The 22,693-nt window shown below is 43.5% G+C and carries 40 protein-coding genes; 2 read left to right on the top strand and 38 right to left on the bottom strand.

The features are described 5' to 3' along the window. Positions 1-146: 146 nt before the first annotated feature. Both LOZ80_RS28900 and LOZ80_RS28905 read right to left on the bottom strand, forming a co-directional pair. Complete coding sequence (locus tag LOZ80_RS28900; RefSeq protein ID WP_189018578.1) at positions 147-377, bottom strand: regulator of G-protein signaling domain-containing protein; 231 nt, start codon at positions 375-377, stop codon at positions 147-149. Positions 378-526: 149 nt separating this feature from the next. Beyond that, positions 527-1,141, bottom strand: coding sequence for a stage II sporulation protein M (locus LOZ80_RS28905; RefSeq protein ID WP_238167885.1), 615 nt, complete (start codon positions 1,139-1,141; stop codon positions 527-529). Between the two features lie 118 nt (positions 1,142-1,259). On the opposite strand from LOZ80_RS28905, the gene pdaB reads away from it, so the two are divergent. Beyond that, complete coding sequence (pdaB, locus tag LOZ80_RS28910; RefSeq protein WP_238167886.1) at positions 1,260-2,042, top strand: polysaccharide deacetylase family sporulation protein PdaB; 783 nt, start codon at positions 1,260-1,262, stop codon at positions 2,040-2,042. A gap of 39 nt (positions 2,043-2,081) precedes the next feature. Here the strand turns inward: pdaB and LOZ80_RS28915 are convergent, their stop codons facing one another. Beyond that, positions 2,082-2,678 carry a KinB-signaling pathway activation protein gene (locus LOZ80_RS28915; protein ID WP_238167887.1) on the bottom strand — a complete coding sequence of 199 codons (597 nt, stop codon included), beginning with the start codon at positions 2,676-2,678 and terminating at the stop codon, positions 2,082-2,084. A 136-nt stretch (positions 2,679-2,814) separates the two neighbouring features. On the opposite strand from LOZ80_RS28915, the gene gerD reads away from it, so the two are divergent. Next, positions 2,815-3,594, top strand: a complete 780-nt coding sequence (gene gerD, locus LOZ80_RS28920) for a spore germination lipoprotein GerD (RefSeq protein WP_238167888.1) — start codon at positions 2,815-2,817, stop codon at positions 3,592-3,594. A 39-nt stretch (positions 3,595-3,633) separates the two neighbouring features. Here gerD and LOZ80_RS28925 read toward each other — a convergent pair whose 3' ends face one another. From LOZ80_RS28925 to rplD, 35 genes are all read right to left on the bottom strand, one after another. After that, positions 3,634-4,731 carry an Mrp/NBP35 family ATP-binding protein gene (locus LOZ80_RS28925; protein ID WP_238167889.1) on the bottom strand — a complete coding sequence of 366 codons (1,098 nt, stop codon included), beginning with the start codon at positions 4,729-4,731 and terminating at the stop codon, positions 3,634-3,636. A 60-nt stretch (positions 4,732-4,791) separates the two neighbouring features. After that, positions 4,792-5,547, bottom strand: a complete 756-nt coding sequence (gene cwlD / locus LOZ80_RS28930; RefSeq protein WP_238167890.1) for an N-acetylmuramoyl-L-alanine amidase CwlD — start codon at positions 5,545-5,547, stop codon at positions 4,792-4,794. 127 nt (positions 5,548-5,674) lie between these two features. Then, complete coding sequence (locus LOZ80_RS28935) at positions 5,675-6,367, bottom strand: phosphoadenylyl-sulfate reductase (RefSeq protein WP_238167891.1); 693 nt, start codon at positions 6,365-6,367, stop codon at positions 5,675-5,677. 217 nt (positions 6,368-6,584) lie between these two features. After that, the gene (rpsI, locus tag LOZ80_RS28940) at positions 6,585-6,977 is read right to left on the bottom strand and encodes a 30S ribosomal protein S9 (protein ID WP_189018563.1); all 393 of its coding nucleotides are present in this window, start codon (positions 6,975-6,977) and stop codon (positions 6,585-6,587) included. Between the two features lie 18 nt (positions 6,978-6,995). Then, the gene (rplM, locus tag LOZ80_RS28945) at positions 6,996-7,433 is read right to left on the bottom strand and encodes a 50S ribosomal protein L13 (RefSeq protein WP_238167892.1); all 438 of its coding nucleotides are present in this window, start codon (positions 7,431-7,433) and stop codon (positions 6,996-6,998) included. Between the two features lie 175 nt (positions 7,434-7,608). Continuing rightward, the gene (gene truA, locus LOZ80_RS28950; RefSeq protein ID WP_238167893.1) at positions 7,609-8,370 is read right to left on the bottom strand and encodes a tRNA pseudouridine(38-40) synthase TruA; all 762 of its coding nucleotides are present in this window, start codon (positions 8,368-8,370) and stop codon (positions 7,609-7,611) included. A gap of 140 nt (positions 8,371-8,510) precedes the next feature. Continuing rightward, positions 8,511-8,876 (bottom strand): 50S ribosomal protein L17, encoded by a 366-nt coding sequence (rplQ, locus tag LOZ80_RS28955; protein WP_079417964.1) that lies wholly within the window; start codon positions 8,874-8,876, stop codon positions 8,511-8,513. A gap of 24 nt (positions 8,877-8,900) precedes the next feature. Further along, on the bottom strand, positions 8,901-9,845 hold the full coding sequence (locus tag LOZ80_RS28960) for a DNA-directed RNA polymerase subunit alpha (protein ID WP_029196443.1): 945 nt from the start codon (positions 9,843-9,845) through the stop codon (positions 8,901-8,903). Between the two features lie 126 nt (positions 9,846-9,971). After that, on the bottom strand, positions 9,972-10,367 hold the full coding sequence (gene rpsK / locus LOZ80_RS28965) for a 30S ribosomal protein S11 (protein WP_189018559.1): 396 nt from the start codon (positions 10,365-10,367) through the stop codon (positions 9,972-9,974). A gap of 18 nt (positions 10,368-10,385) precedes the next feature. After that, on the bottom strand, positions 10,386-10,754 hold the full coding sequence (gene rpsM / locus LOZ80_RS28970; protein ID WP_145669519.1) for a 30S ribosomal protein S13: 369 nt from the start codon (positions 10,752-10,754) through the stop codon (positions 10,386-10,388). A gap of 19 nt (positions 10,755-10,773) precedes the next feature. After that, a complete protein-coding gene (gene rpmJ, locus LOZ80_RS28975; RefSeq protein WP_003333770.1) occupies positions 10,774-10,887 on the bottom strand; it encodes a 50S ribosomal protein L36 in 114 nt (37 codons plus the stop codon). 126 nt (positions 10,888-11,013) lie between these two features. Then, positions 11,014-11,232, bottom strand: coding sequence for a translation initiation factor IF-1 (gene infA, locus LOZ80_RS28980; RefSeq protein WP_009676800.1), 219 nt, complete (start codon positions 11,230-11,232; stop codon positions 11,014-11,016). A 2-nt stretch (positions 11,233-11,234) separates the two neighbouring features. Beyond that, entirely contained in the window at positions 11,235-11,540 is a 306-nt protein-coding gene (locus LOZ80_RS28985; protein ID WP_443146984.1) for a hypothetical protein, read from the bottom strand. A gap of 10 nt (positions 11,541-11,550) precedes the next feature. Beyond that, positions 11,551-12,303 (bottom strand): type I methionyl aminopeptidase, encoded by a 753-nt coding sequence (map, locus tag LOZ80_RS28990; protein WP_189018557.1) that lies wholly within the window; start codon positions 12,301-12,303, stop codon positions 11,551-11,553. Next, on the bottom strand, positions 12,303-12,953 hold the full coding sequence (locus tag LOZ80_RS28995) for an adenylate kinase (RefSeq protein WP_238167894.1): 651 nt from the start codon (positions 12,951-12,953) through the stop codon (positions 12,303-12,305). Before LOZ80_RS28995 ends, map begins: the two co-directional genes overlap by 1 nt. An 85-nt stretch (positions 12,954-13,038) precedes the next feature. Next, positions 13,039-14,343, bottom strand: a complete 1,305-nt coding sequence (gene secY / locus LOZ80_RS29000) for a preprotein translocase subunit SecY (RefSeq protein ID WP_238167895.1) — start codon at positions 14,341-14,343, stop codon at positions 13,039-13,041. Continuing rightward, positions 14,343-14,783, bottom strand: a complete 441-nt coding sequence (gene rplO / locus LOZ80_RS29005) for a 50S ribosomal protein L15 (protein WP_238167896.1) — start codon at positions 14,781-14,783, stop codon at positions 14,343-14,345. The genes secY and rplO overlap by 1 nt, the downstream gene beginning before the upstream one ends. A 35-nt stretch (positions 14,784-14,818) precedes the next feature. Beyond that, positions 14,819-15,007 carry a 50S ribosomal protein L30 gene (rpmD, locus tag LOZ80_RS29010; protein WP_079417994.1) on the bottom strand — a complete coding sequence of 63 codons (189 nt, stop codon included), beginning with the start codon at positions 15,005-15,007 and terminating at the stop codon, positions 14,819-14,821. A gap of 11 nt (positions 15,008-15,018) precedes the next feature. Beyond that, positions 15,019-15,516, bottom strand: coding sequence for a 30S ribosomal protein S5 (gene rpsE / locus LOZ80_RS29015; protein WP_029196451.1), 498 nt, complete (start codon positions 15,514-15,516; stop codon positions 15,019-15,021). 28 nt (positions 15,517-15,544) lie between these two features. Continuing rightward, a complete protein-coding gene (rplR, locus tag LOZ80_RS29020) occupies positions 15,545-15,913 on the bottom strand; it encodes a 50S ribosomal protein L18 (protein WP_238167897.1) in 369 nt (122 codons plus the stop codon). A 101-nt stretch (positions 15,914-16,014) separates the two neighbouring features. Further along, the gene (rplF, locus tag LOZ80_RS29025) at positions 16,015-16,557 is read right to left on the bottom strand and encodes a 50S ribosomal protein L6 (RefSeq protein WP_047683181.1); all 543 of its coding nucleotides are present in this window, start codon (positions 16,555-16,557) and stop codon (positions 16,015-16,017) included. Positions 16,558-16,586: 29 nt separating this feature from the next. Beyond that, a complete protein-coding gene (gene rpsH, locus LOZ80_RS29030) occupies positions 16,587-16,985 on the bottom strand; it encodes a 30S ribosomal protein S8 (RefSeq protein ID WP_056834171.1) in 399 nt (132 codons plus the stop codon). Between the two features lie 33 nt (positions 16,986-17,018). Beyond that, on the bottom strand, positions 17,019-17,204 hold the full coding sequence (locus LOZ80_RS29035; protein WP_029196455.1) for a type Z 30S ribosomal protein S14: 186 nt from the start codon (positions 17,202-17,204) through the stop codon (positions 17,019-17,021). A gap of 36 nt (positions 17,205-17,240) precedes the next feature. Beyond that, complete coding sequence (gene rplE / locus LOZ80_RS29040; RefSeq protein WP_079418003.1) at positions 17,241-17,783, bottom strand: 50S ribosomal protein L5; 543 nt, start codon at positions 17,781-17,783, stop codon at positions 17,241-17,243. 33 nt (positions 17,784-17,816) lie between these two features. Further along, entirely contained in the window at positions 17,817-18,170 is a 354-nt protein-coding gene (gene rplX / locus LOZ80_RS29045; protein ID WP_209856245.1) for a 50S ribosomal protein L24, read from the bottom strand. 55 nt (positions 18,171-18,225) lie between these two features. Beyond that, a complete protein-coding gene (gene rplN / locus LOZ80_RS29050; RefSeq protein ID WP_028557485.1) occupies positions 18,226-18,594 on the bottom strand; it encodes a 50S ribosomal protein L14 in 369 nt (122 codons plus the stop codon). Positions 18,595-18,629: 35 nt separating this feature from the next. Further along, positions 18,630-18,893 (bottom strand): 30S ribosomal protein S17, encoded by a 264-nt coding sequence (gene rpsQ, locus LOZ80_RS29055; protein ID WP_079418009.1) that lies wholly within the window; start codon positions 18,891-18,893, stop codon positions 18,630-18,632. Positions 18,894-18,920: 27 nt separating this feature from the next. Beyond that, positions 18,921-19,118, bottom strand: coding sequence for a 50S ribosomal protein L29 (gene rpmC / locus LOZ80_RS29060; RefSeq protein ID WP_028557487.1), 198 nt, complete (start codon positions 19,116-19,118; stop codon positions 18,921-18,923). Continuing rightward, positions 19,108-19,542 carry a 50S ribosomal protein L16 gene (rplP, locus tag LOZ80_RS29065; RefSeq protein ID WP_161407565.1) on the bottom strand — a complete coding sequence of 145 codons (435 nt, stop codon included), beginning with the start codon at positions 19,540-19,542 and terminating at the stop codon, positions 19,108-19,110. The genes rpmC and rplP overlap by 11 nt, the downstream gene beginning before the upstream one ends. Before the next feature lie 3 nt (positions 19,543-19,545). Then, positions 19,546-20,208 carry a 30S ribosomal protein S3 gene (gene rpsC / locus LOZ80_RS29070; protein ID WP_079418013.1) on the bottom strand — a complete coding sequence of 221 codons (663 nt, stop codon included), beginning with the start codon at positions 20,206-20,208 and terminating at the stop codon, positions 19,546-19,548. Positions 20,209-20,221: 13 nt separating this feature from the next. After that, positions 20,222-20,554 carry a 50S ribosomal protein L22 gene (rplV, locus tag LOZ80_RS29075; RefSeq protein WP_047683189.1) on the bottom strand — a complete coding sequence of 111 codons (333 nt, stop codon included), beginning with the start codon at positions 20,552-20,554 and terminating at the stop codon, positions 20,222-20,224. 30 nt (positions 20,555-20,584) lie between these two features. Next, positions 20,585-20,863, bottom strand: coding sequence for a 30S ribosomal protein S19 (gene rpsS / locus LOZ80_RS29080; RefSeq protein ID WP_029196461.1), 279 nt, complete (start codon positions 20,861-20,863; stop codon positions 20,585-20,587). 39 nt (positions 20,864-20,902) lie between these two features. Further along, complete coding sequence (gene rplB, locus LOZ80_RS29085; protein WP_161407566.1) at positions 20,903-21,733, bottom strand: 50S ribosomal protein L2; 831 nt, start codon at positions 21,731-21,733, stop codon at positions 20,903-20,905. A 30-nt stretch (positions 21,734-21,763) separates the two neighbouring features. Beyond that, positions 21,764-22,054, bottom strand: a complete 291-nt coding sequence (gene rplW, locus LOZ80_RS29090) for a 50S ribosomal protein L23 (protein WP_028557493.1) — start codon at positions 22,052-22,054, stop codon at positions 21,764-21,766. Then, complete coding sequence (rplD, locus tag LOZ80_RS29095; protein WP_189018544.1) at positions 22,051-22,677, bottom strand: 50S ribosomal protein L4; 627 nt, start codon at positions 22,675-22,677, stop codon at positions 22,051-22,053. The genes rplW and rplD overlap by 4 nt, the downstream gene beginning before the upstream one ends. Positions 22,678-22,693: the final 16 nt, after the last annotated feature.

Genomic DNA, 22,693 nt, shown 5'->3' on the forward strand with positions numbered 1-22,693 from the left:
ATATACCACAGCGTCTAGGTACAATGCAAGTTTTATTTTCGAGAACTTTGAAGTTCTTGTCCAACAAAGGTCTTGCTTGTCCGCCTTTTCGAAGGGGCGAGTTATAAAATACCATAGAAAGAGAGGGTAAGTCAAGAACTAACCCTCTATTTTTTTTGAGCCTGATGATTGCGGTTTCTTGCATACTTGGATATTTCCTTTGGTGACGCTAAACGAGCATACATCCGAAAGATCACTTTATATCTGGATTCTATGGCACCTTTGATTTCTTGATCCATTCTTTTGTCATTAAGATCGAATAACATTTCATCTAATTCTTTGCGAAGCACGTAATCCAACTCTCTGCATTCCCGTTCATTGAACAAAAATCCGAGCATACATCCATCCAAACCCCTCTCGACTGTAGAGATTTATGGCACTACCAGTTTGGTATAAGGAAAAGGCAGGTACTAATGTTGCCCCCTCCCTACTGCTTTACTGTTATGCTCAGATTTTGCCATTTTTATGACAAGCTTCTGAAATAATTTTACAAATGAACCAACCAGTAGGTAAGCGTACTTTCAATAATCGCCGCAACCAGCAGTAATACAACAATAACCACAGCGAGGGGCTTGGTAAGCTGAAGCACTTTGATTAGTTCAGCTCGAGCTGTGCCCCCTTCTTTTACTGGAACAAAGAGTTGTATACCTGATTTCCAAACCAACATTCCTAATTTGATTCCATAAGCACAGGCCAACAAGATAACCGGTATTTCTATAATGCCATGAGGAAGAATACCTTTGAGGACAATAGAGAGCGTGCTTTCATTGGTCTGCAAGGAGAGTACGTATCCAAGGATCATACCATTGGCAACTAACATAAATAGCGGCAGCACACCAACAAATAGACCCAGAAATACGACTATGACAGATTTAATCGCATTATTTAGAAAAATGAAAATAAAGTACCACAGTTGCGGGTTTTCCTTATTGCTAAGAGATTGACTGATGGTTTTGAGCCCTTTCAATTGTCCATCTAAGAAATGTGAATACTGACTTGAATTCGACCAGCCCAAATAGAAACTGAATGCAAAGACTAGGACAACTACGATGAAATAATGTTTCATTTCTTTAAAATGTTGCAGCAATGGTTTGAATGTCATCTTCTATTTCCTCCAATTTCGGAAGCATAAGTACTGTGTACGAGCATACATTATTTAGTAAAGAGTATACAAGCCTTTCCCATGGGGAAAAGGTTTTACAAGGAGGTGCACGCTGCTCATGAATTATTTTTTCGTTGTTAATGCCCGGAAATTTAAACAATATGTATTTATAGCACTTGCCATCGTGTTCGCTGGCGCCATTGTTTATTCAGAACAAAGCAATGTGTCCGTTTTCTCAACTGCTGAACCATCCGCTATTTATAGCGTGCAAACAGAGAGAAAGGCTATTGCGCTTACTTTCGATATTTCTTGGGGAGACAAGCGAGCAGAGCCTATTCTGAAAATTTTAAGAGACAAAGGGGTGAAGGATGCCACATTTTTTCTTTCCTCGCCCTGGAGCAAGGATCACCCTGAGATCGTCGAGCAAATCAAGAAAAGCGGTTTCGAAATTGGCAGCCATGGGAATAAACACGATAACTACAGCACGCTTAGTGACGAAGAAATACGCAAACAAATCACCACAGCGCATGGAATTTTGACAGAATTAATCGGAAAAGAGCCGAATTTGATCCGACTGCCAAACGGGGATTTCGACAAACGTGTCCTGCGTATTGCAGATGATCTGGGCTATTCCGTGATTCAATGGGATACTGACTCTCAGGATTGGCTGAATAAAGGGGTAGATACGATTATCAATCGCGTTGTAACCAAAGCCCATCCTGGCGACATCGTCCTATTGCATGCCAGCGACTCCTCCCAACAAACACATGAAGCTTTGCCCGTCATCATCGATCAATTGAAATCCAAGGGTTACGAATTCGTTACTGTCAGCGAGTTAATCAAGCAAACGAAAGTAGAAACGACGCCCGTTGAAGACCGTGCCATGAAGCAAATCCAGTAAAAGCGATAACAAATGCAATAAAAAAAAGAGCTAAGATTATTAGCTCTTTTTGTTTTCTAATATTTTATGTAAAATCAGGATTTGCCATGCATTGCATACAAGCAATGGGGCTAACATAAACAAGCTAGATGCTGCATTATCTAATTTCAGAGCTGGAACGGCTTCCAATACAGATACCGCGCACATAAAGAACAAGGTCGGAATGAACGCATTGCGGTTCGTTAATCTAACTTTCCAATAAGCAACTCCTAACGAAATAAGTAGAATAATAACAGGCAAGACTATATAACTAAAGACAGTGCCCGTCCCTTCAAAATTCGTCATTCGGAGGTACACCAGGTCAAATAATACGACAATCACAATAGCTAGCTGCAATAAATCCCAGACTGTCTTGGATTTGATAATGCCCGCGACAATAAACCTTACGATCAAGTAGGCAAAAAAGCCCATTTGACTCAAGACACTGATTGTCGCCCCGCCCAGCAGCATATTTAACACATTAAAACCAACAGCTGATAACCCCATGACCGAAAATTCTTTGTCGGAATATTGTAAAATGAGACCAATACCTATAGATACAATGATTCCTAATAGTAGTGTTGTCCAAAATAAGTGAAACCATTTACGCAACGTCAAGATCATTACCTCCACACTTCAACTCTAATTGTTAATTGTACCAACGTTTGAGATAAAAAGCCAATGAAACTGCCTAATAATATGTCCCTAACCACACATACTAACAATATTAAGCTAGGGAAGGGAGCATGCTTTTATGATTATTAGCAGGTTAAGAAAATTGCAGGTCTTGCCGTTCATTTCAATCGCTTTGCTTCTCTCATCGTGTGGGTCTGATAATTCATCACAAGGTCAATCGCAAGCTAATACGTACAAAGAACAGAAGACCATGGTGCTTGATATTTTGAAATCGGACGATGGTAAAAAGGCGATCAGCGCAGCCAACCGCAGCATTATGAATGGCGACGTAGGCGCCAATGGCATAGCCGGTCAGTCACAGATCAAACTGCTTTCGGCCAATGAGTCCTTACAGCTGCAAATGGCCGTCAAGGACGTCCTGACAGCCAAGGAAAATAATATGTTCCTTACGGACATGATGAAGGATCCCCAGTTCGCTGGCGATTTCGCCAAAGCGATTCAGAAGGAAACCAAACAGATGTTCAAGGAGCTGTTAAAAGACCCTGAATATCAAAAATCACTCGTAGAAGTGATGAAGAATCCGGATTACGAGAAAATGGTTCTTGATGTCATGAAGACAGCTTCCTACCGCCAACAAATGATGACGGTGATGGAAGAATCAATTCAGAGCCCTCTTTTCCGAGCACATATGGTAGAACTTCTTAAATCCGCCATTGCGCAGCAAAGTAAAGCCGAACAAATGCCAACCGCCAAAAGCGCCGAAAAGAAATCAAGCGGCGGCGGCAAAGGCAGTGATGATGCGCAAAAAGATGAGAAAAGTCAATCCGATTCTGGCGACACGGAGCAGCAGGCTGACAAGAAGAAGAAAAAAGATTCAGGCTCCTCCGATTCTCAATAAAAAAAAGGGCATCCGGATCATCTCCGAATGCCCTTTATTCTATTTTTCCAGTTTGCTGATGATATTCGCGGCCATTTCCAGGTATAGCTGACCTGTTTTGGAATCCTGCTTGTACACGGAAGGCGAGTAATCAATCTCGGAAATATGATTATCAGGTGCTCCTAGTGGAATTTGCGCCAACAGCTCACTATGCAGATCTTCAGCAAGTTTCGCTCCGCCGCCTTTACCAAACACATAATCCTTCGTTCCATCCTTACTCTCATAGTAAGACATATTTTCGACGATCCCCAGAATTTCGTGATTCGTCTGAACAGCCATAGCCCCCGCTCTCGCGGCTACAAAGGCGGCTGTTGCGTGAGGAGTCGTTACGATAACTTCTTTGCTTTGAGGGATCAGTTGATGCACATCGAGTGCCACATCGCCTGTACCTGGCGGCAAATCAAGCAGGATGTACTCTACATCCCCCCAGCTGACTTCATTGAAGAAGTTGCGCAGCATTTTGCCAAGCATAGGTCCGCGCCAAATGACAGGGGCATTATCCTGCACGAAGAAACCCATTGAAATGACTTTAACACCAAATTTCTCAACCGGTATAATGACGTTCTCGACAAGCTTGGGCTGTTCCTCAATCCCCATCATATCCGGAATGCTGAAACCATATATGTCCGCATCTATGATGCCTACCTTCTTACCTTGCCGCGCTAAGGCAACGGCCAAATTCACGGTTACTGTCGATTTCCCTACCCCGCCTTTACCACTCGCAATGGCAATAAACTCAACCGTAGAAGCTTCTCCCAAAATAGGCTGATCTATCGGTGGTTGTACAGGTTGATTTGGTTTCGACTCTGTTGAAGGGGTCGGAGCCTGATTATTGGTGATTTGATTGCGTTCATAATCCGTCATTAGTCTAAATCTGATATGTACTTGGGCTACACCCAATTTCTCAAGTGTCTGCCCTATATAGGATTTGGCTTTTTCTTTATAAGCCTCATCTTCTGACGTAACAATCAAGCTCAAAGATACATTCTCGCCATTAAACAAGATATCTCTAACCAAATTAAGTTCAACAACACTTTTGTTATAAAAAGGTTCCGCAAGAGGTTTCAACGCTTCTAATAGCTGTTCCTTCGTTATCATAGCCACACCACACCTTTATTCAGACATCGTATTTGTGGCTTTCATTATATCACATTCTGATTAGGAACCCACTTTTTCTCCAGCAAAATATCGCAATACCCCTTGATAAATGGAAGCAGCGACCTTCTTCTGATATTTCTCGTCAGCCAGTAATCTCGCTTCTTCCGGATTGGAAAGAAATCCCACTTCAACTAGCGCGCTTGGAATTTTCAGCGTTTTTAATAAGTACACCGTCTTGTCCGCCAGCTTGGCGACACGATCCGTGTTTTCTAGATTTCGCTTCAATTCAAGCTGAATGAGCGAGGCTAAGTTGGGGTTATTGGGATTGTTCGCATAGTAGAACGTTTGTGCGCCTTTCCATCTGGGCGAGGGAATACTGTTCAAATGGACGCTCAGGAACATGTCCGCGTTCTTCTCATTGATCATATCAGCGCGATTATGAAGATCTTCCGTCTTTCTCTTGCTATATCCTTTGGTCCCTGGTTCAGCCAAATCCATATCCGTCTCTCTGGTCATCACAACCAGCGCTCCTGCCTGCTGCAGATAATCGCGCAGCTGCAATGTGATGGCCAAATTAATATCCTTCTCGATAACCCCATCTTTACTCGAAGCACCACCATCCGGACCTCCATGCCCCGCATCCAGGGCAATCGTTTTGCCCGACAAAGGCAAGTTCCACTCTGACCACGTTTTCGTTGCCGGCAGCTCATAGGCATAAATGAATACGACCAGAGCGACCAACAAGGTCGAAAGGACAAGCTTAAGACTACTGTTAAAAGTCAGCCAAACGACCAACCTCTTCTTTCTTTTGCGCATAAAAAATCCACCTCTGTTCCCCATAGACTCTGTATCATCTATATGGGACAGGGTGGACAAATATACCTCGCTTACACCTGAGCAGAAATATCGTCAGACTTCGTTTCTCCAAAATCCAGTTCAAAAATTATTTGTGAAGTCCACATTCTGTTTTCTCAATACTTGCCCATCGCCCCGCACGCGGATCTTCACCCTCAGCAACAGGACGCGTACAGTGTGTGCAACCGATGCTTGGGAAATTGCGATCATGTAATGGATTATAGATAACATTATTCTCACGAATGTAATTCCATACGTCTTCCGTAGTCCAGCTAGCTAATGGATTGAATTTGATCAGACCAAATTTCACGTCATACTCCACTTTCTTGGCGTTGGCACGAGTTGGTGCCTGATCACGGCGAATACCAGTAATCCAGGCGTCATAATTTTTGAGAATATCCGTTAGCGGATCCACTTTACGTATATTACAGCATTGGTTTGCATCTGTTTTCCAAAGCTCATCGCCGAATTTCTCCGCTTGCTCCTCAAGCGTTAATTTAGGCAGTACTTGCACGAATTTAGTCCCGTAATGCTTCTCTAAACGATCTCTGGTTTCATAAGTTTCATCAAAATGAACGTTCGTATCCAAGTAGAAAATATCTACATTGGGACTGATTTTTTGCAGCATATCCACAAGCACAACATCTTCAGCGCCGAAGCTGCAAGCAAGTGTCAAACTTGAAAAAGTATCTACGGCTAATCTCAAAATAGCTTCCGGTGACTGATTTTCGAATTCTTCCGCAGCTTTCGATACAAAGGCTTCCTTTTCAAAAAGATTCATGTTATAACCTCCATGTTTTAATCCCGAGTGATATCGTATGATTTATAAGTTAATTATAGCTGAGTTCTTTCTGCTGTCAATGACTTTTTATCATTTTGGTATAAACTTCACAATAATCAGTGAAAACGTACAATCTAGACAGGAATTTCAGACAAAAAGAAAAACCTTTCCAGCATAATGCCAGAAAGGTTCTCTTGAGCGCCATAAGCGCAGTTTCTTAACGTTTGGAGAATTGAGGAGCGCGACGAGCGGCTTTCAATCCATATTTTTTACGCTCTTTCATACGGGAATCACGTGTTAAGAATCCTGCTTTTTTCAAGGATCCACGGTATTCCGGATCAGCTTTCAGCAATGCACGGGAAATCCCGTGACGAATTGCGCCAGCTTGTCCGCTGATTCCGCCGCCATTTGCAAGTACTAGAACATCGTATTTACCGACAGTTTCAGTAAGTGCCAATGGTTGTTTAACGATCAGCTTCAAAGTTTCTAGACCGAAATACTCATCTAGATCACGTTTATTGATAATGATACGTCCTTCACCCGGTATTAAACGCACGCGCGCTACCGAATGTTTACGACGACCCGTTCCATAATATTGAACTTGTGCCACGAAACGTTCCTCCTTATATTAACCGCGAAGATTCCAGACTTCTGGTAGTTGTGCTTGGTGCGGATGCTCTTCTCCACCGTAGACTTTAAGCTTAGTTTTCAAGCTGTCGCCAAGACGGTTCTTAGGTAGCATACCATGTACTGCAAATTCAATCATGCGATCAGGCTTGCTGTTAAGCAAATCCTGAGCTGTAGTCACTTTCAAACCACCTTGGTATAGGGAGTGACGGTAGTACAATTTGTTTTGCATTTTCTTACCAGTTAGCTTGATTTGTGAAGCATTGATAACAATAACAAAATCGCCAGTATCTACGTGTGGAGTGAACTCCGGTTTGTGCTTACCGCGGATAATGCTAGCAACTTCACTTGCAAGACGGCCAAGTGTTTGGCCTGCAGCGTCAACGATAAACCATTTACGCTCTACTTCATTTGGCTTAGCCATATATGTGGTGCGCATGCTTAATCCTCCTAAAAATATATCTCAATAACATCGTTATCATAGTTAACTTACATTCGTGATGGATGGTTTCAATGGCTGTTAAGGATCAGGGGCTGTGGGGTAGCCGATCACGAAACGCCAAGTTATATTTTACACGAAAGATCGTTAAGAATCAAGTAGTATTTGAGGCTTTTTAATACTCGACTTTCCATAAGGTTAATCCCATGGCCTCGGCCGTAGGGCCCGCCTCTGCGCGGTCCTGGGCTTCGAGAATTCGCTGCATATCGCTGCTGGGTCTCTTACCCTCACCGATCTGAATCAGCGTCCCTGCGATGATCCTAACCATGTTATACAGGAAGCCATTGCCCGTCACTATTAAACGGATTCTGCCAACCTTGCCTGTTGCTGACAACTCATCGGTTTCTGTCTCCATTCGAACCTCATAGAGAGTTCTCACCTTAACTTCCTTATCCGTTCTCACCGTACAAAACGAAGTGAAATCATGCTCTCCTAGCAAACAAGGGAGCGCCTCTCTCATGGCTTCCACATTTAAATGCGTAGGGTGATGGTATTCATAGTTGCGGTGAAAGACATCAGGGAAGCGCGCCGAGCGAATCGTATAGCAGTAAGTCTTGCGCTTCGCGGCTTTGCGAGAATGAAAGGAAGGAGGGACTTCTTCCGCGGTATGTGCAACAATATCCCTGGGTAGTCTAGCATTAAGAGCTAAACACCACCGTTCCACGGGTATCTTGGAGTTCGTGGTGAAATTAATAACTTGAGCTTTCGCGTGTACACCGGCATCTGTACGCCCAGACGAGATGACTTTCACCGTCTCACCTGTCAACAACAGAACAGCTTGTTCTAACCGATACTGAATCGTGTCTGCCCTGGGTTGAATCTGATAGCCAGAATAAGCCGTACCATCATAACTAATGGTAAAACGTAGATTTCTCAAGGCTTGTTCCTCCATGAGTCATCCTTCCCATCTCCGTGTTTAGCCTAAACTAAACTCAGCCTAGAGAGAGCGGGCATAGACTGCAAAAAAAGGGCTTCACCAGAATCGAAGTCGATTCCGTCCACCCTTTCCCATCCGTTTTATGCGCGATCTACTAACTCTAGGTAAACCATTGGTGCTGCGTCACCGCGGCGTGGACCCAGTTTAAGGATACGCGTGTATCCACCTGGACGCTCGGAGTAACGAGGTGCCAAATCGGAGAACAGTTTTTGAATCGCATCTTGATTCTCGTTTGCAGCTTCTCTACGAACAAAAGCAGCTACCTGACGGCGTGCGTGCAGATCTCCGCGTTTCGCAAGAGTGATTAACTTCTCAGCGATAGAACGAAGTTCTTTTGCTTTTGCTTCTGTAGTTTGAATGCGTTCATGTATGAACAGATCTGTTACCAGATCACGGAATAATGCTTTACGATTACTGGAATCGCGGTTCAACTTCCTGTAGTTCATTGAATTAACCTCCTTCTGACAAGACTATTCCTCGGTACGAAGACCCAAACCAAGCTCTTCGAGCTTTTCTTGAACTTCTTCAAGCGATTTGCGACCTAAGTTCCGAACTTTCATCATGTCTTCTTCTGTTTTGGTAATAAGCTCTTGTACGGTGTTAATCCCTGCGCGCTTGAGGCAGTTATAAGAACGAACGGATAGATCAAGTTCTTCGATAGTCATCTCTAGAACTTTCTCTTTCTTATCTTCTTCTTTCTCCACCATAATCTCAGCGTCCTTGGCTTCATCCGTCAAACCGACGAACAAGTTCAAATGTTCCGTTAAGATTTTGGCACCCAAGCTCACTGCTTCTTCTGGTCGAATACTTCCATCGGTCCACACTTCGAGGGTCAACTTATCATAGTTAGTCACTTGGCCGACGCGAGTATTCTCAATACTGTAGTTTACTCGGGTAATAGGCGTGTAGATCGAATCAATCGGAATTACACCAATTGGTTGCTCTTCATGCTTATTTTTGTCCGATTGGACATAACCGCGACCTCTGCCCGCATGAATCCTCATATGAAGACGCGCGTCTGGAGATAAGGTAGCAATATGCAGATCCGGGTTAAGGATCTCCACATCGCTATCACCGCGAATATCAGCCGCCGTGATGTTGCCTTCTCCTTCAGCATCAATTTCAAGCACTTTCTCCTCATCGGAGTGAATTTTCAACGAAAGACCTTTCAGGTTGAGGATAATTTCCGTTACATCCTCAAGCACGCCAGGAATCGTTGAAAACTCATGCAAAACGCCATCGATTTGGACAGAGGTTACTGCTGCCCCGGGTAAAGAGGACAGTAAGATACGACGTAGTGAGTTACCTAAGGTTGTACCATAGCCACGTTCCAACGGCTCAATGATAAATCTACCATAAGCGCCATCTTCACTTAATGCTACAGTTTCTATTTTTGGCTTTTCGATTTCGATCATGAAATGTACCCTCCATTCAATACGTCGTTTCCCTCTGGATACTTCGCTTCAAAATTCTATAGTATGCCTATCCTTCCAACCATTATTCACGATTTTAGGATAATTATACTACAAAGTGATCCTGAATTATACGCGACGACGTTTTGGAGGACGGCAGCCATTATGAGGAACCGGAGTCACGTCTTTAATCAGGTTTACTTCAAGACCTGCTGCTTGCAAAGAGCGGATTGCTGCTTCACGGCCAGCTCCTGGTCCTTTAACCATAACTTCAACAGTTTTCAAGCCATGCTCCATAGCTGCTTTAGCTGCTTTTTCAGCTGCCATTTGCGCTGCGTAAGGAGTACTTTTACGGGAACCTTTGAATCCAAGGTTTCCTGAACTTGCCCAAGAAATTGCGTTACCATGCGGATCCGTGATCGTTACGATCGTGTTGTTAAATGTTGAACGGATGTGTGCCACACCAGTCTCAATATTTTTCCGGTCACGACGTTTCGTACGGACGACTTTTTTAGGTTTTGCCATTAGCTCTAACCCCCTTTATTATTTCTTCTTATTAGCTACCGTACGACGAGGACCTTTACGTGTACGAGCATTAGTTTTAGTACGTTGTCCACGAACAGGAAGACCACGGCGGTGACGAAGACCACGGTAGGATCCGATTTCGATAAGACGTTTGATGTTTAGGGAAATTTCGCGGCGAAGGTCGCCTTCTACTTTAAGGGTTTTGTCGATTACATCACGGATTTTGCTCACTTCATCTTCCGTAAGGTCGCGAACGCGAGTACTGCCGTCGATACCTGTCGAAGCGATAATTTTCTGAGCAGTTGTAGTGCCGATACCGAAAATGTAAGTCAACGCGATTACAACTCGTTTGTCACGAGGTAAGTCAACTCCAGCTAAACGTGCCATCTACAGATTGCACCTCCTTTTAACCTTGTTTTTGTTTATGCTTAGGATTTTCACAAATTACCATTACATTACCTTTACGGCGAATAACTTTGCATTTCTCGCAAATCGGTTTTACTGACGGTCTTACCTTCATTTTAAGCCCTCCTTTAAGATTTCTTCAAGAAATCTTGCAATCGTAAGCACCATGTTGCGTTTTCGTTAGAAAACTTGCTTCGTAAGCATACGCCTTGAGAGAGTAACTTACATCTAAGCCGAACATTTATTTAAAACGGTAGGTTATACGGCCTCGTGTTAAATCATAAGGCGATAATTCTACGGTAACCTTATCTCCAGGCAAAATGCGGATAAAATGCATTCTGATTTTTCCGGATACATGGGCTAGGATTTTATGACCATTTTCCAATTCAACTTTAAACATTGCATTCGGAAGAGGTTCAATCACTGTACCTTCTACTTCAATTACATCTTCTTTGGCCACAGTCATTCTCCTTTCTCTTGTGCTTCATCTTGCATAAGTTCAACGAATTTGGCAATTGCGAAGCGCAACTTCCCATTAGTAACACGACCTGTTTCCCTAATGCTGGACTCCACTTCGCTGCTAATCGTTTCTTGTAATTGAAGATGATTCAGGTTCTTCTTCTTTGGTTGATCGAACTTGCGATGATAGCCGTCTGCAAGCCAGACGAAACGCTCATCTACAATGCCAATCACGACCGCATATTCTCCGGGATCTCTACCGCGAAGCACCTTTACGATTTGACCCACTTTGGGAATCAACCTATCCACACATCATCACCTACGATCTAGGCAAAGTTAATATTTCATAACCGGCTGCCGTAATTGCAATCGTATGTTCAAAATGAGCACACAGCGTACGGTCCGAAGTGACAACCGTCCAATCGTCTTCGAGTGTTTGGACATATCTTTCGCCAACAACCACCATGGGTTCAATGGCTAGGACCATGCCTGGTTTGAGACGAGGTCCTTTGTCAGGAACACCGTAGTTCGGAATTTGGGGTTCTTCGTGAAGATCCGTTCCGATACCGTGACCGACATACTCTATAACCACGGAGAAGCCTGCGTCTTCAATACAAGTTTGGATTGCATGCGACAACGTGTAGAGTCTAGTATCCGGTTTAGCCTCTGCTATGCCCCTGTATAGGGATTCTTCGGTCACGGCTAACAAACGTTTGGCCGTTTCTGAAATCTCTCCAACAGGATAAGTCCAAGCAGAATCTCCATGATAACCTTTATACTGAGCACCGATATCAATACTGATAATATCGCCCTCAACCAGCTTTCTTGGACCAGGAATACCATGAACTAATTCTTCGTTGACTGAAGCACAAATGCTTCCAGGAAAACCGTTATAGCCTTTAAAAGATGGAATCGCTCCCTGACTGCGAATGAATTCCTCTGCGATCTGATCAAGTTCTTTCGTTGTAATGTTCGGACGAATCGCCCTTGCCAATAAGCGGTGCGTTTCGGCTACGATACGACCAGCTTCTCGCATTAGGTCTAGTTCAACCTCGGACTTACAAATGATCATTACGCTAGACCTCGTAGCAGTGAGCTAATTTGTTCGGTTACCGCATGAATGTCTTGTTCCCCGTTAACCTCACGCAATAATTCCCTCTTTTGGTAGTAATCCAGCAGCGGAGCCGTTTTGTTGATATATTCATCCAAACGTGTTCCGACTTTCTCTTCCGTATCATCAGATCGTTGGTACAACTCACCTGAACATTTATCGCATACGCCATCTTGCTTTGGTGGGTTGAAGATTACATGATACGTAGCACCACAGGATTTACAAATTCTTCGGCCGGTTAGTCGAGCAAGCAAGAAACTGCGATCAACGGAAAGATTAATAACAATCTCAATCTTTTTACCCAAGGATTCAACGATTTCAGCAAGCGCATCTGCTTGAGCAACGGTTCTCGGGAACCCGTCAAGCAAGAAGCCTTTGTCGCAATCTGGTTGAGCAAGTCGCTCTCTCACAATACCGTTCGTGATTTCATCCGGAACTAGAAGTCCCTTATCCACATAACCTTTGGCTTCAACACCAAGTGGTGTTCCTTGGCTCATCGCCAAGCGAAAAGCATCTCCAGTTGAAATATGAGGAATTTGAAATTCATTAACGATTTTCTCTGCCTGCGTACCTTTGCCTGCACCAGGAGGCCCCATAAAAATTACGTTCAACTTTAAAACCTCCCATCGCACTCGGCATTACGAACAGCACAATAGGTGCCGATGTCGCATAACTTGCCCCATCAGAACCTATTAGCTATTTATTGATGAACCCTTTGTAATGCCGCTTAATCAATTGGCTCTCGATTTGTTTCATCGTCTCAAGACCAACGCCTACTACGATAAGTAAAGATGTACCACCAATCCGAACCGAACTAGGCAAACCTGCAAGTCCTCCGAATAACATCGGAAGGATCGAGATTGCTGAGAGAAACAGAGCTCCAGAAAGAGTAATTCTAGTCATTACACGAGTCAGATAAACAGAAGTTGTCTTACCAGGTCTAATACCAGGAATATAGCCACCATTTTTCTTCATCTGATCAGCCATTTGAACTGGATTAATTTGAACGAAGGTATAAAAGTAAGTGAACCCAATAATCAACAGTACATACAAGACAATCGCTAGTGGTGCAGTTTGGTTAATACTCAAGTTATTAATGATCCACTCTGCAACGACATTTCCTCTCCAGTAACTAGCAATGGTAGGGGGAAACATCAACAACGATAAGGCGAAGATGACTGGGATTACGCCAGCAGCATTCACTTTAAGTGGAATGTGCGTGGTTTGACCACCATACATTTTACGACCAACTACGCGTTTGGCATATTGTACAGGTATCTTGCGAACACCCTGTTGAACGAATATGACGCCGGCAATAATCAGTATGACAACCAAGGCAATAATGATCAGTTTCACGATATTCAGGAACAAAGCTCCTTCGGTCGCAAACAGTGATTTATAGATTTGCTGTATGCTTGTAGGAATCGCCGCGACGATACCTGCAAAGATGATAATGGAAATACCGTTGCCAATCCCATACTCCGTGATTTGCTCACCAAGCCACATCAAGAAAGCTGTTCCAGCTGTCAGTATAATAGCAATCATGGCAAAAGTAGTGAAGCCCGGATCAATCACGAGTCCGCTGTAAAGGCGGTTAAACCCAATGGAAAGACCGAAAGCTTGAATCACACCTAGCACAATCGTACCGTACCGAGTAACCTGTGTCATCTTCTTTCTTCCGACATCACCCTCTTTTGCCCACTGCGTGAAGCGCGGGATAACATCCATGGACAAAAGCTGAACGATGATAGAAGCTGTAATGTAAGGCATAATTCCCATCGCGAAGATGGAGAATTGGAAGAGCGCACCGCCGGAAAACGTGTTAAGCAAACCAAAGACATCGCTCTGATTCGCTTGGTCTTGAAGTTTCAGAACATCAGTGTTAATGTTCGGCACCGGAATGAACGCGCCTAAGCGGTAGACGATAAGCAAAATGAGCGTGAATAGAATTCTTCTCCGTAAATCTTCTACCTTGAAGATGTTGGCTATGGTACTGAACATTAAATCACCTCGGTTTGACCGCCGACAGCTTGGATTTTCTCAATCGCTGATTGAGAGAACTTATTCGCTTTAACGGTTAATTTTACTGTGATTTCACCGTTTCCTAAAATCTTGATGCCGTCTTTAGGAGCTTTAACAATACCAGCCTCCATTAGAACTTCTGGAGTAACTTCAGTACCAGCTGCGAAATTGTTCAAATCTTCAAGGTTCACGATTGCGTATTCCGTACGGAAACGATTCGTGAAACCACGTTTAGGTAAACGACGGTATAACGGGTTTTGTCCACCCTCGAAACCAGGACGAACGCCTCCACCGGAACGTGCGTTTTGACCTTTGTGTCCGCGAGTTGATGTTTTACCCATGCCGCTACTAGTACCACGTCCAACACGCTTGCGAGCTTTACGGGAACCAATAGCAGAACTTAGCTCATGTAACTTCATCGTTGCACACCTCCTCTAAATCTTAATATGTGTTACTATGCTTCGATTTCTTTAACTTCTACCAAATGGCTAACTTGATTAACCATGCCTCTGATTGCAGCATTATCTTGATGAAGAACAGTTTGGTGCAGCTTGCGCAGACCAAGTGTTTTCACAGTAACGCGTTGTGTCTCAGGGCGGCCAATCAGGCTGCGTTTTAGGGTAATTTGTAATTGTTTCGCCATGTTTACCCCTCCTAACCTAATAGCTCTTGAACTGTTTTGCCACGAAGCTTTGCAACTTCTTCCGCTTTTTTCAAGCGGCTCAAGCCTTCAAGCGTTGCGTTAACCATGTTCATGGAGTTCGATGAACCCAGGGATTTTGTCAAGATATCGCCGATACCAGCAAGTTCAAGTACTGCACGAACTGGTCCGCCTGCGATAACTCCAGTACCTTGGGAAGCTGGTTTCAACAGGACGCGTCCTGCGCCAAACTTACCAGTTACAAGGTGAGGAATCGAAGTGCCTACGATAGGAACATGAATCAAGTTCTTTTTCGCATCTTCAATGCCTTTGCGGATTGCATCAGGAACTTCGGAAGCTTTACCGATTCCTGCGCCAACCCAGCCATTGCCATCGCCAACGACAACAAGTGCGCTGAAGCTGAAACGACGTCCGCCTTTTACTACTTTAGCTACGCGATTAATATTAACGACTTTTTCTGTTAGCTCTAAAGTATTAGGATCTACACGCAAGTCTTTTACCTCCTTATATATGTTTTTCCTAGAATTCTAGTCCAGCTTCACGAGCTGCGTCAGCTAATGCTTGAACACGTCCATGATAAAGGTATCCACCGCGGTCAAAAACCACTTTGTCAAAACCTTTAGCTTTCGCGCGCTCAGCGATTAATGCGCCAACTTTACGAGCAGCTTCTACGTTACCACCGTTACCAATATCACTTTTCAGATCTTTATCTTGAGTCGAAGCTGCAACGATTGTTACACCCGTTGTATCATCGATCAATTGAGCGTACATGTGTTTGGAAGAACGGAAAATGTTTAAGCGCGGACGAACAGTTGTACCTTCAATTTTCTTGCGAACACGAAGGTGTCTTTTCAAACGTGCTTTGTTTTTATCGCTTTTAGTAATCATCTATACTTACACTCCTTTCATCATCTTATGATGCGAGGCTTATGCTTACGTAGCAAGCTCTCTTGAGAGAACTTTTAGCTATTACTCGCGATCTTACGATCTTATTTCTTCTTACCAGCTTTACCTTCTTTACGAAGGATGCGCTCGCCTTCATACTTGATCCCTTTACCTTTATACGGCTCTGGTTCACGTACGGAACGAACTTTAGCTGCCATTGCACCAACTAATTCTTTATCGATACCTTTAACGATAATTTTCGTGTTCGTTGGAACATCGAATTCAATACCGTTCTCAGGAGTGATTTCAACAGGATGGGAGTAACCCACGTTGAGAACTAGTTTGTCACCGCTTTTGTTTGCACGGTAACCTACGCCTACTAGATCCAAAGATTTCGTGAAGCCTTCCGTTACGCCACTTACCATGTTGGCAACAACACTACGTGTTGTACCATGCAGGGAACGGTGGAGTTTGTTATCGGAAGGACGCTCAACGGAAATCTCGTTTTCTAGAACATTTACTTTCATATCTTTATGAAGTTCACGGGATAAAGAACCTTTAGGGCCTTTTACCGTAATTTGAGTATTGTCTAGTGTTACATTTACACCACTTGGAATGGTGATTGGCTTACGACCAATACGAGACATGTTTGCACCTCCATTCAATTACAATTGTATTACCAAACGTAGCAGATAACCTCTCCGCCAGCTTTGGATTGACGAGCATCTTTATCCGTCATAACTCCTTTAGATGTGGAGATGATGGCAATCCCTAATCCGCCCAATACACGAGGGACTTCTTGTGATTTTGTATAAACGCGTAGACCTGGTTTACTAATTCTTTTCAAACCAGAGATAACACGCTCATTGTTTGAACCATATTTCAGGAACAAACGGATGATACCTTGTTTGCTATCTTCAACGTACTCAGCATCACGGATAAATCCTTCTTTTTTAAGGATTTCAGCGATTTCCCTCTTCACTTTTGACGCGGGAATTTCAACTGTTTCATGACGTACGATATTCGCATTACGAATGCGAGTTAGCATATCTGCAATTGGATCTGACATGACCATTTTGTGTAAACCTCCTTCCCGAAAATAGGGTGATTACCAGCTTGCTTTTTTAACGCCAGGAATCTGACCTTTATGTGCTAATTCGCGGAAACAAATCCGACAAATTTTGAACTTGCGAAGCACTGAATGCGGACGTCCGCAGCGCTCACAACGTGTGTATGCTTGCACTTTAAACTTCGGGGTACGTTGCTGTTTGACTTTCATCGAAGTTTTTGCCACTTAATATAACACCTCCTGATAGGTACGACTGGTGACCTATTTTACGAATGGCGCTCCGAGTTGTGTTAAAAGCTCGCGAGCTTCCTCGTCAGACTTAGCCGTCGTTACGATAACAATATCCATACCACGAACTTTATCAATTTTATCATACTCAATTTCAGGGAAAATGAGTTGTTCTTTCAATCCTAGTGTGTAGTTTCCACGGCCATCAAAAGCCTTGTTGGAAATACCACGGAAGTCACGTACACGTGGAAGTGATACGTTGAAGAGTTTATCCAAGAAATGATACATGCGCTCGCCGCGAAGAGTTACTTTCACGCCGATTGGCATATTCTCACGAAGTTTGAAACCCGCGATTGCTTTTTTGGATTTAGTTACAACTGGCTTTTGACCAGCGATTTTTTGAAGATCTTCTACTGCAGTATCAAGAACTTTGGAGTTCGAAACAGCTTCACCAACACCCATGTTGATAACGATTTTCTCGACTTTAGGAACTTGCATTACTGTTGAGTAGTTAAACTTTTGGATTAACGCTGGAGTAATTTCGTTCAAATAACGATCTTTCATTCTTACTGCCATGACTCATTGGCCTCCTTTCCATGCTTGTTTGTATTAATCGATAACTTCGCCGGATTTTTTCGCGATACGAACTTTCGTTCCGTTATCCAATACTTTGTAACCTACGCGAGTAGGTTTGCCGCTCTTAGGATCAATCAGCATCACGTTAGAAACGTGGATCGCAGCTTCTTGATTCAAGATACCGCCTTGTGGGTTTTGTTGGGATGGTTTCGCATGTTTCTTAACCATGTTTACACCTTCAACTAGTACACGGTTTTGACGAGGATAAGCAGCGATAACGCGACCCTTTTTACCTTTGTCTTTACCCGTGATCACAAAAACCGTATCGTCCTTTTTCACGTGCAGTTTATTGTTATGAGATTCTAATCTCTTTTTTGTTCTTGGCATTAGCTTCTACACCTCCTGAGGTTTCCCGTTAGGAAAACAAACATCGTAACTGTTCTTAGATAACTTCTGGAGCCAAGGATACGATCTTCATGAAGTCTCTGTCACGAAGTTCGCGCGCAACTGGTCCAAAGATACGTGTACCACGTGGGCTTTTATCTTCTTTCACGATAACAGCCGCATTCTCATCGAATGAGATATATGAACCGTCTTTACGACGAGCTCCGCTCTTCGTACGAACGATAACTGCTTTAACAACGTCACCTTTTTTGACAACGCCACCTGGTGTTGCTTCTTTTACTGAACAGACGATCAAATCACCAATGTGACCAACGCGACGACCAGTACCACCCAAAACGCGGATACACATTAATTGTTTCGCACCTGAGTTGTCAGCGACAGCCAAACGAGTAAATGGTTGAATCATCGTATTCCCTCCTTTCGAGGTTCATGTCTATAATATTAGATAACAACTGCAACTTCAATTACTTCAACCAGTCTCCAGCTTTTATCTTTGGACAATGGTCTAGTTTCACTGATTTTCACAGTGTCACCAATTTTAGCTTGGTTGTTTTCATCATGTGCTTTAAACTTTTTCGTGTGTTTGATTCTCTTGTGATAGAGATCATGTTTTTTGTAAGTTTCAACAGCAACAACAATGGTTTTATCCATTTTATCACTGACAACTTTACCGATCAGGACTTTACGATCGTTACGTTCAGCCATCTAAGGAACCCTCCCTTCTAGATTTGGTTACCCAATCCCCAATTCTCTTTCACGCAAAATAGTCTTGGCACGAGCGATCTCTTTACGCAAATCACGAATTTGAGTCGGGTTGTCCAATTGACCAGTAGCTAGTTGAAAACGGAGGTTAAAGAGTTCTTCTTTAAAACCATTAACTTTTTGCTCAATTTCAGCAGTGGTTAAGTTCCGGAATTCACTACCCTTCATTTGCTTCACCGCCTACTTCTTCTCTTTTCACGAATTTCGTTTTGATTGGAAGCTTGTGAGCAGCAAGACGCATCGCTTCACGAGCGACCTCTTCACTTACACCAGCAAGTTCAAACAAAATTTTACCCGGTTTTACTACAGCAACCCATTTTTCCACGTTACCTTTACCACTACCCATACGAACTTCAAGCGGTTTTTGTGTAACTGGTTTAGCTGGGAAGATTTTAATCCAAACTTTACCGCCACGTTTGATGTAACGTGTCATGGCAATACGAGCTGCTTCGATTTGACGGTTGGATACCCAAGCCGGTTCTACCGCTTGCAGACCATATTCGCCAAAAGCTACTTCCGTACCGCCTTTAGCGCGACCCTTCATGCTACCGCGGTGTTCTTTACGGTGTTTTACACGTTTAGGTACTAACATGATTTAAATTCCTCCTTCCGGCTGAGCCTTTTTCTTAGCTGGCGGAAGTACTTCTCCACGATAAATCCATACTTTTACACCGATACGTCCATAAGTAGTGGCTGCTTCAGCAGTACCATAGTCGATATCCGCACGAAGCGTATGAAGTGGAACAGTTCCTTCGCTATATCCTTCCGTACGAGCAATCTCAGCACCGCCAAGACGTCCGCTAGTTGCTACTTTAATACCTTTAGCTCCGGATCTCATTGTTCTTTGCATAGCTTGTTTCATCGCACGACGGAAAGAAACACGACGTTCCAATTGAAGTGCAACAGCTTCAGCTACGAGAATAGCATCAAGGTCAGGGCTTTTGATTTCAGAAATGTTGATGTGAACTTTTTTATTGGACATTGCAGCGATGTAGTTGCGAATAACTTCAACTTCAGCTCCGCCTTTACCAATAACCATTCCTGGTTTTGCAGTATGAATCGTAACGTTCACACGGTTAGCCGCGCGCTCGATATCGAAACGGGAAACTGCGGAATCTTTAAGTTTATTCTTCAAGTATTCGCGGATTTTGACATCTTCAAGCAACAGAGTTCCGAAATCTTTCTCTGCGAACCATTTGGATTCCCAATCACGAATAATACCAATTCTAAAGCCTACCGGGTTTACTTTCTGACCCACACGTTATCCCTCCTTATTTTTCAGATACCACGATTGTAATGTGGCTGGTACGTTTTTTGATCGCGCTAGCGCGGCCCATTGCACGTTGTTGGAACCTTTTCATTGTTGGCCCTTGGTTAACATACGTCTCAGAAACCACTAATTTATTAAGATCCAATGAATAGTTATGCTCTGCATTGGCAATTGCGGAATTAAGTAATTTCTCCAGAATTGGAGAAGCTGCTTTAGGCGTATGACGCAGAATTGCGATCGCTTCACCTACCGCTTTTCCCCGAATCAAGTCAACAACTAGCTTTGCTTTACGAGGAGCAATCCGAGCGTGGTTCAATATTGCTTTAGCTTGCATGGTAGTACCTCCTCTCGGTTAAAAATGAAATTAACGTTTTCCGGTTTTCTTATCGTCGTCGTGACCTTTGTAAGTACGTGTTGGAGCAAATTCACCAAGCTTATGTCCAACCATATCTTCCGTTACATAAACAGGCACGTGTTTTCTTCCATCGTACACTCCGAAAGTGTGACCAACGAATTGCGGGTAAATCGTAGAACGACGGGACCACGTTTTGATAACCAGTTTTTTACTGGAAGTGTTCAAGTCTTCTACTTTTTTCAGTAAGTATCCATCAATAAATGGACCTTTCTTTAAGCTGCGACCCATGGGTGTTCCTCCCTTCCTTGAACCTTAAGAGAATTCATATTACTTCGTACGGCGACGTACAATGTATTTATCGGATGCTTTACCTTTTTTACGAGTTTTGAAACCAAGCGTCGGTTTACCCCATGGAGACATAGGTGATTTACGTCCGATTGGTGCACGTCCTTCACCACCACCGTGTGGGTGATCATTCGGGTTCATTACGACCCCACGAACTTGTGGACGATTGCCTTTCCAACGATTACGTCCTGCTTTACCGATTTTCACGAGTTCGTGATCTTCGTTACCAACAGAACCGATTGTTGCGCGGCAAACTTTAAGGACTTTACGAACTTCACCAGATGAAAGGCGAATCGTTACGTAAGTTTCTTCTTTACCAAGCAATTGAGCTTCTGTACCAGCTGCGCGCACTAATTGTGCACCTTTACCAGGTTTCAACTCAATGTTGTGGATAACTGTACCAACTGGAATGTTTTCCAATGGAAGAGCGTTACCTACTTTAATGTCGGATTGCGGTCCAGATACGATGCGATCGTCCACTTTAAGACCTTTAGGAGCGATGATGTATCTTTTCTCGCCATCTGCATAATGGATCAATGCGATGTTTGCGGAACGGTTAGGATCGTACTCAACTGTAGCAACGCGTCCTGGTATTCCATCTTTATTACGTTTGAAGTCGATAATACGGTATTTACGCTTATGTCCACCACCGTGGTGACGAACCGTAATTTTACCTTGGTTATTACGACCAGCATGCTTGAACAGAGGAGCAAGCAACGATTTCTCCGGTGTTGATGTTGTGATTTCTTCAAAAGTAGAAACCGACATCGCACGTCGTGCTGGTGAGGTTGGTTTATATTTTTTAATTGGCACTCTGATTTCCTCCTAACTTTAAGAAATGGGTTATACCGATTCAAAGAATTCCAATTCTTTGCTTTCTGCGCTTAGGGACACGATAGCTTTTTTCCAGATGGAAGTGTAGCCGGAGTGTTTGCCGTAACGTTTAGGCTTAGCTGGCATTCTCAATGTGTTTACATTAGTAACTTTCACTTTGAAGATAGCTTCGATAGCTTGTTTAATTTCTGTTTTGTTAGCGCGAAGATCCACTTCAAAAACATACTTTTTATTAGCCATTAGGTCGCTTGTACGCTCAGTGATGATCGGGCGCTTGATAATGTCGCGTGGATTTTTCATTGTGCAAGCACCTCCTCAACTTTCTGTACAGCTTCTTGTGTAATGATCAATTTGTCATATAACATGACATCAAGAACATTCACACCATTAGCAGCAACGAATTTCACGCCTGGGATGTTGCGAGCAGATAAAGCAACGTTGGAGTCGTTAGCAACGCCTACAACCAATACTTTACGATCTACTTTCAGGTTGTTCAAGATTGCTACGAAGTCTTTCGTCTTAGGAGCATTCAATTCAAGTTGATCCAGTACGATCAAGTTGTTATCGATAAGTTTCGAGGACAAAGCGGATTTGATCGCTAAACGACGAACTTTTCTTGGCAATTTGAAACCATAGCTACGAGGAGTTGGTCCGAATACGGTACCGCCGCCTTTCCACTGTGGAGCACGAATACTACCTTGACGAGCACGGCCTGTTCCTTTTTGTTTCCAAGGTTTACGACCGCCGCCGCGTACTTCTGAACGACCTTTTGTTTTGTGTGTTCCTTGACGCACAGCCGCTTGTTGCAAGAGAACAGCTTCGTGAATCGCGTGAACGTGAGGTTCAATTCCGAAAACAACGTCAGACAGTTCAACTTCTCCTACCTGAGCACCTGTTACATTATATAAAGCTACTTTTGGCATCTGTCTTCCTCCTTTC

Origin of the sequence: Paenibacillus sp. HWE-109 (genome assembly GCF_022163125.1) — a bacterium.
Classification (GTDB): domain Bacteria; phylum Bacillota; class Bacilli; order Paenibacillales; family NBRC-103111; genus Paenibacillus_E.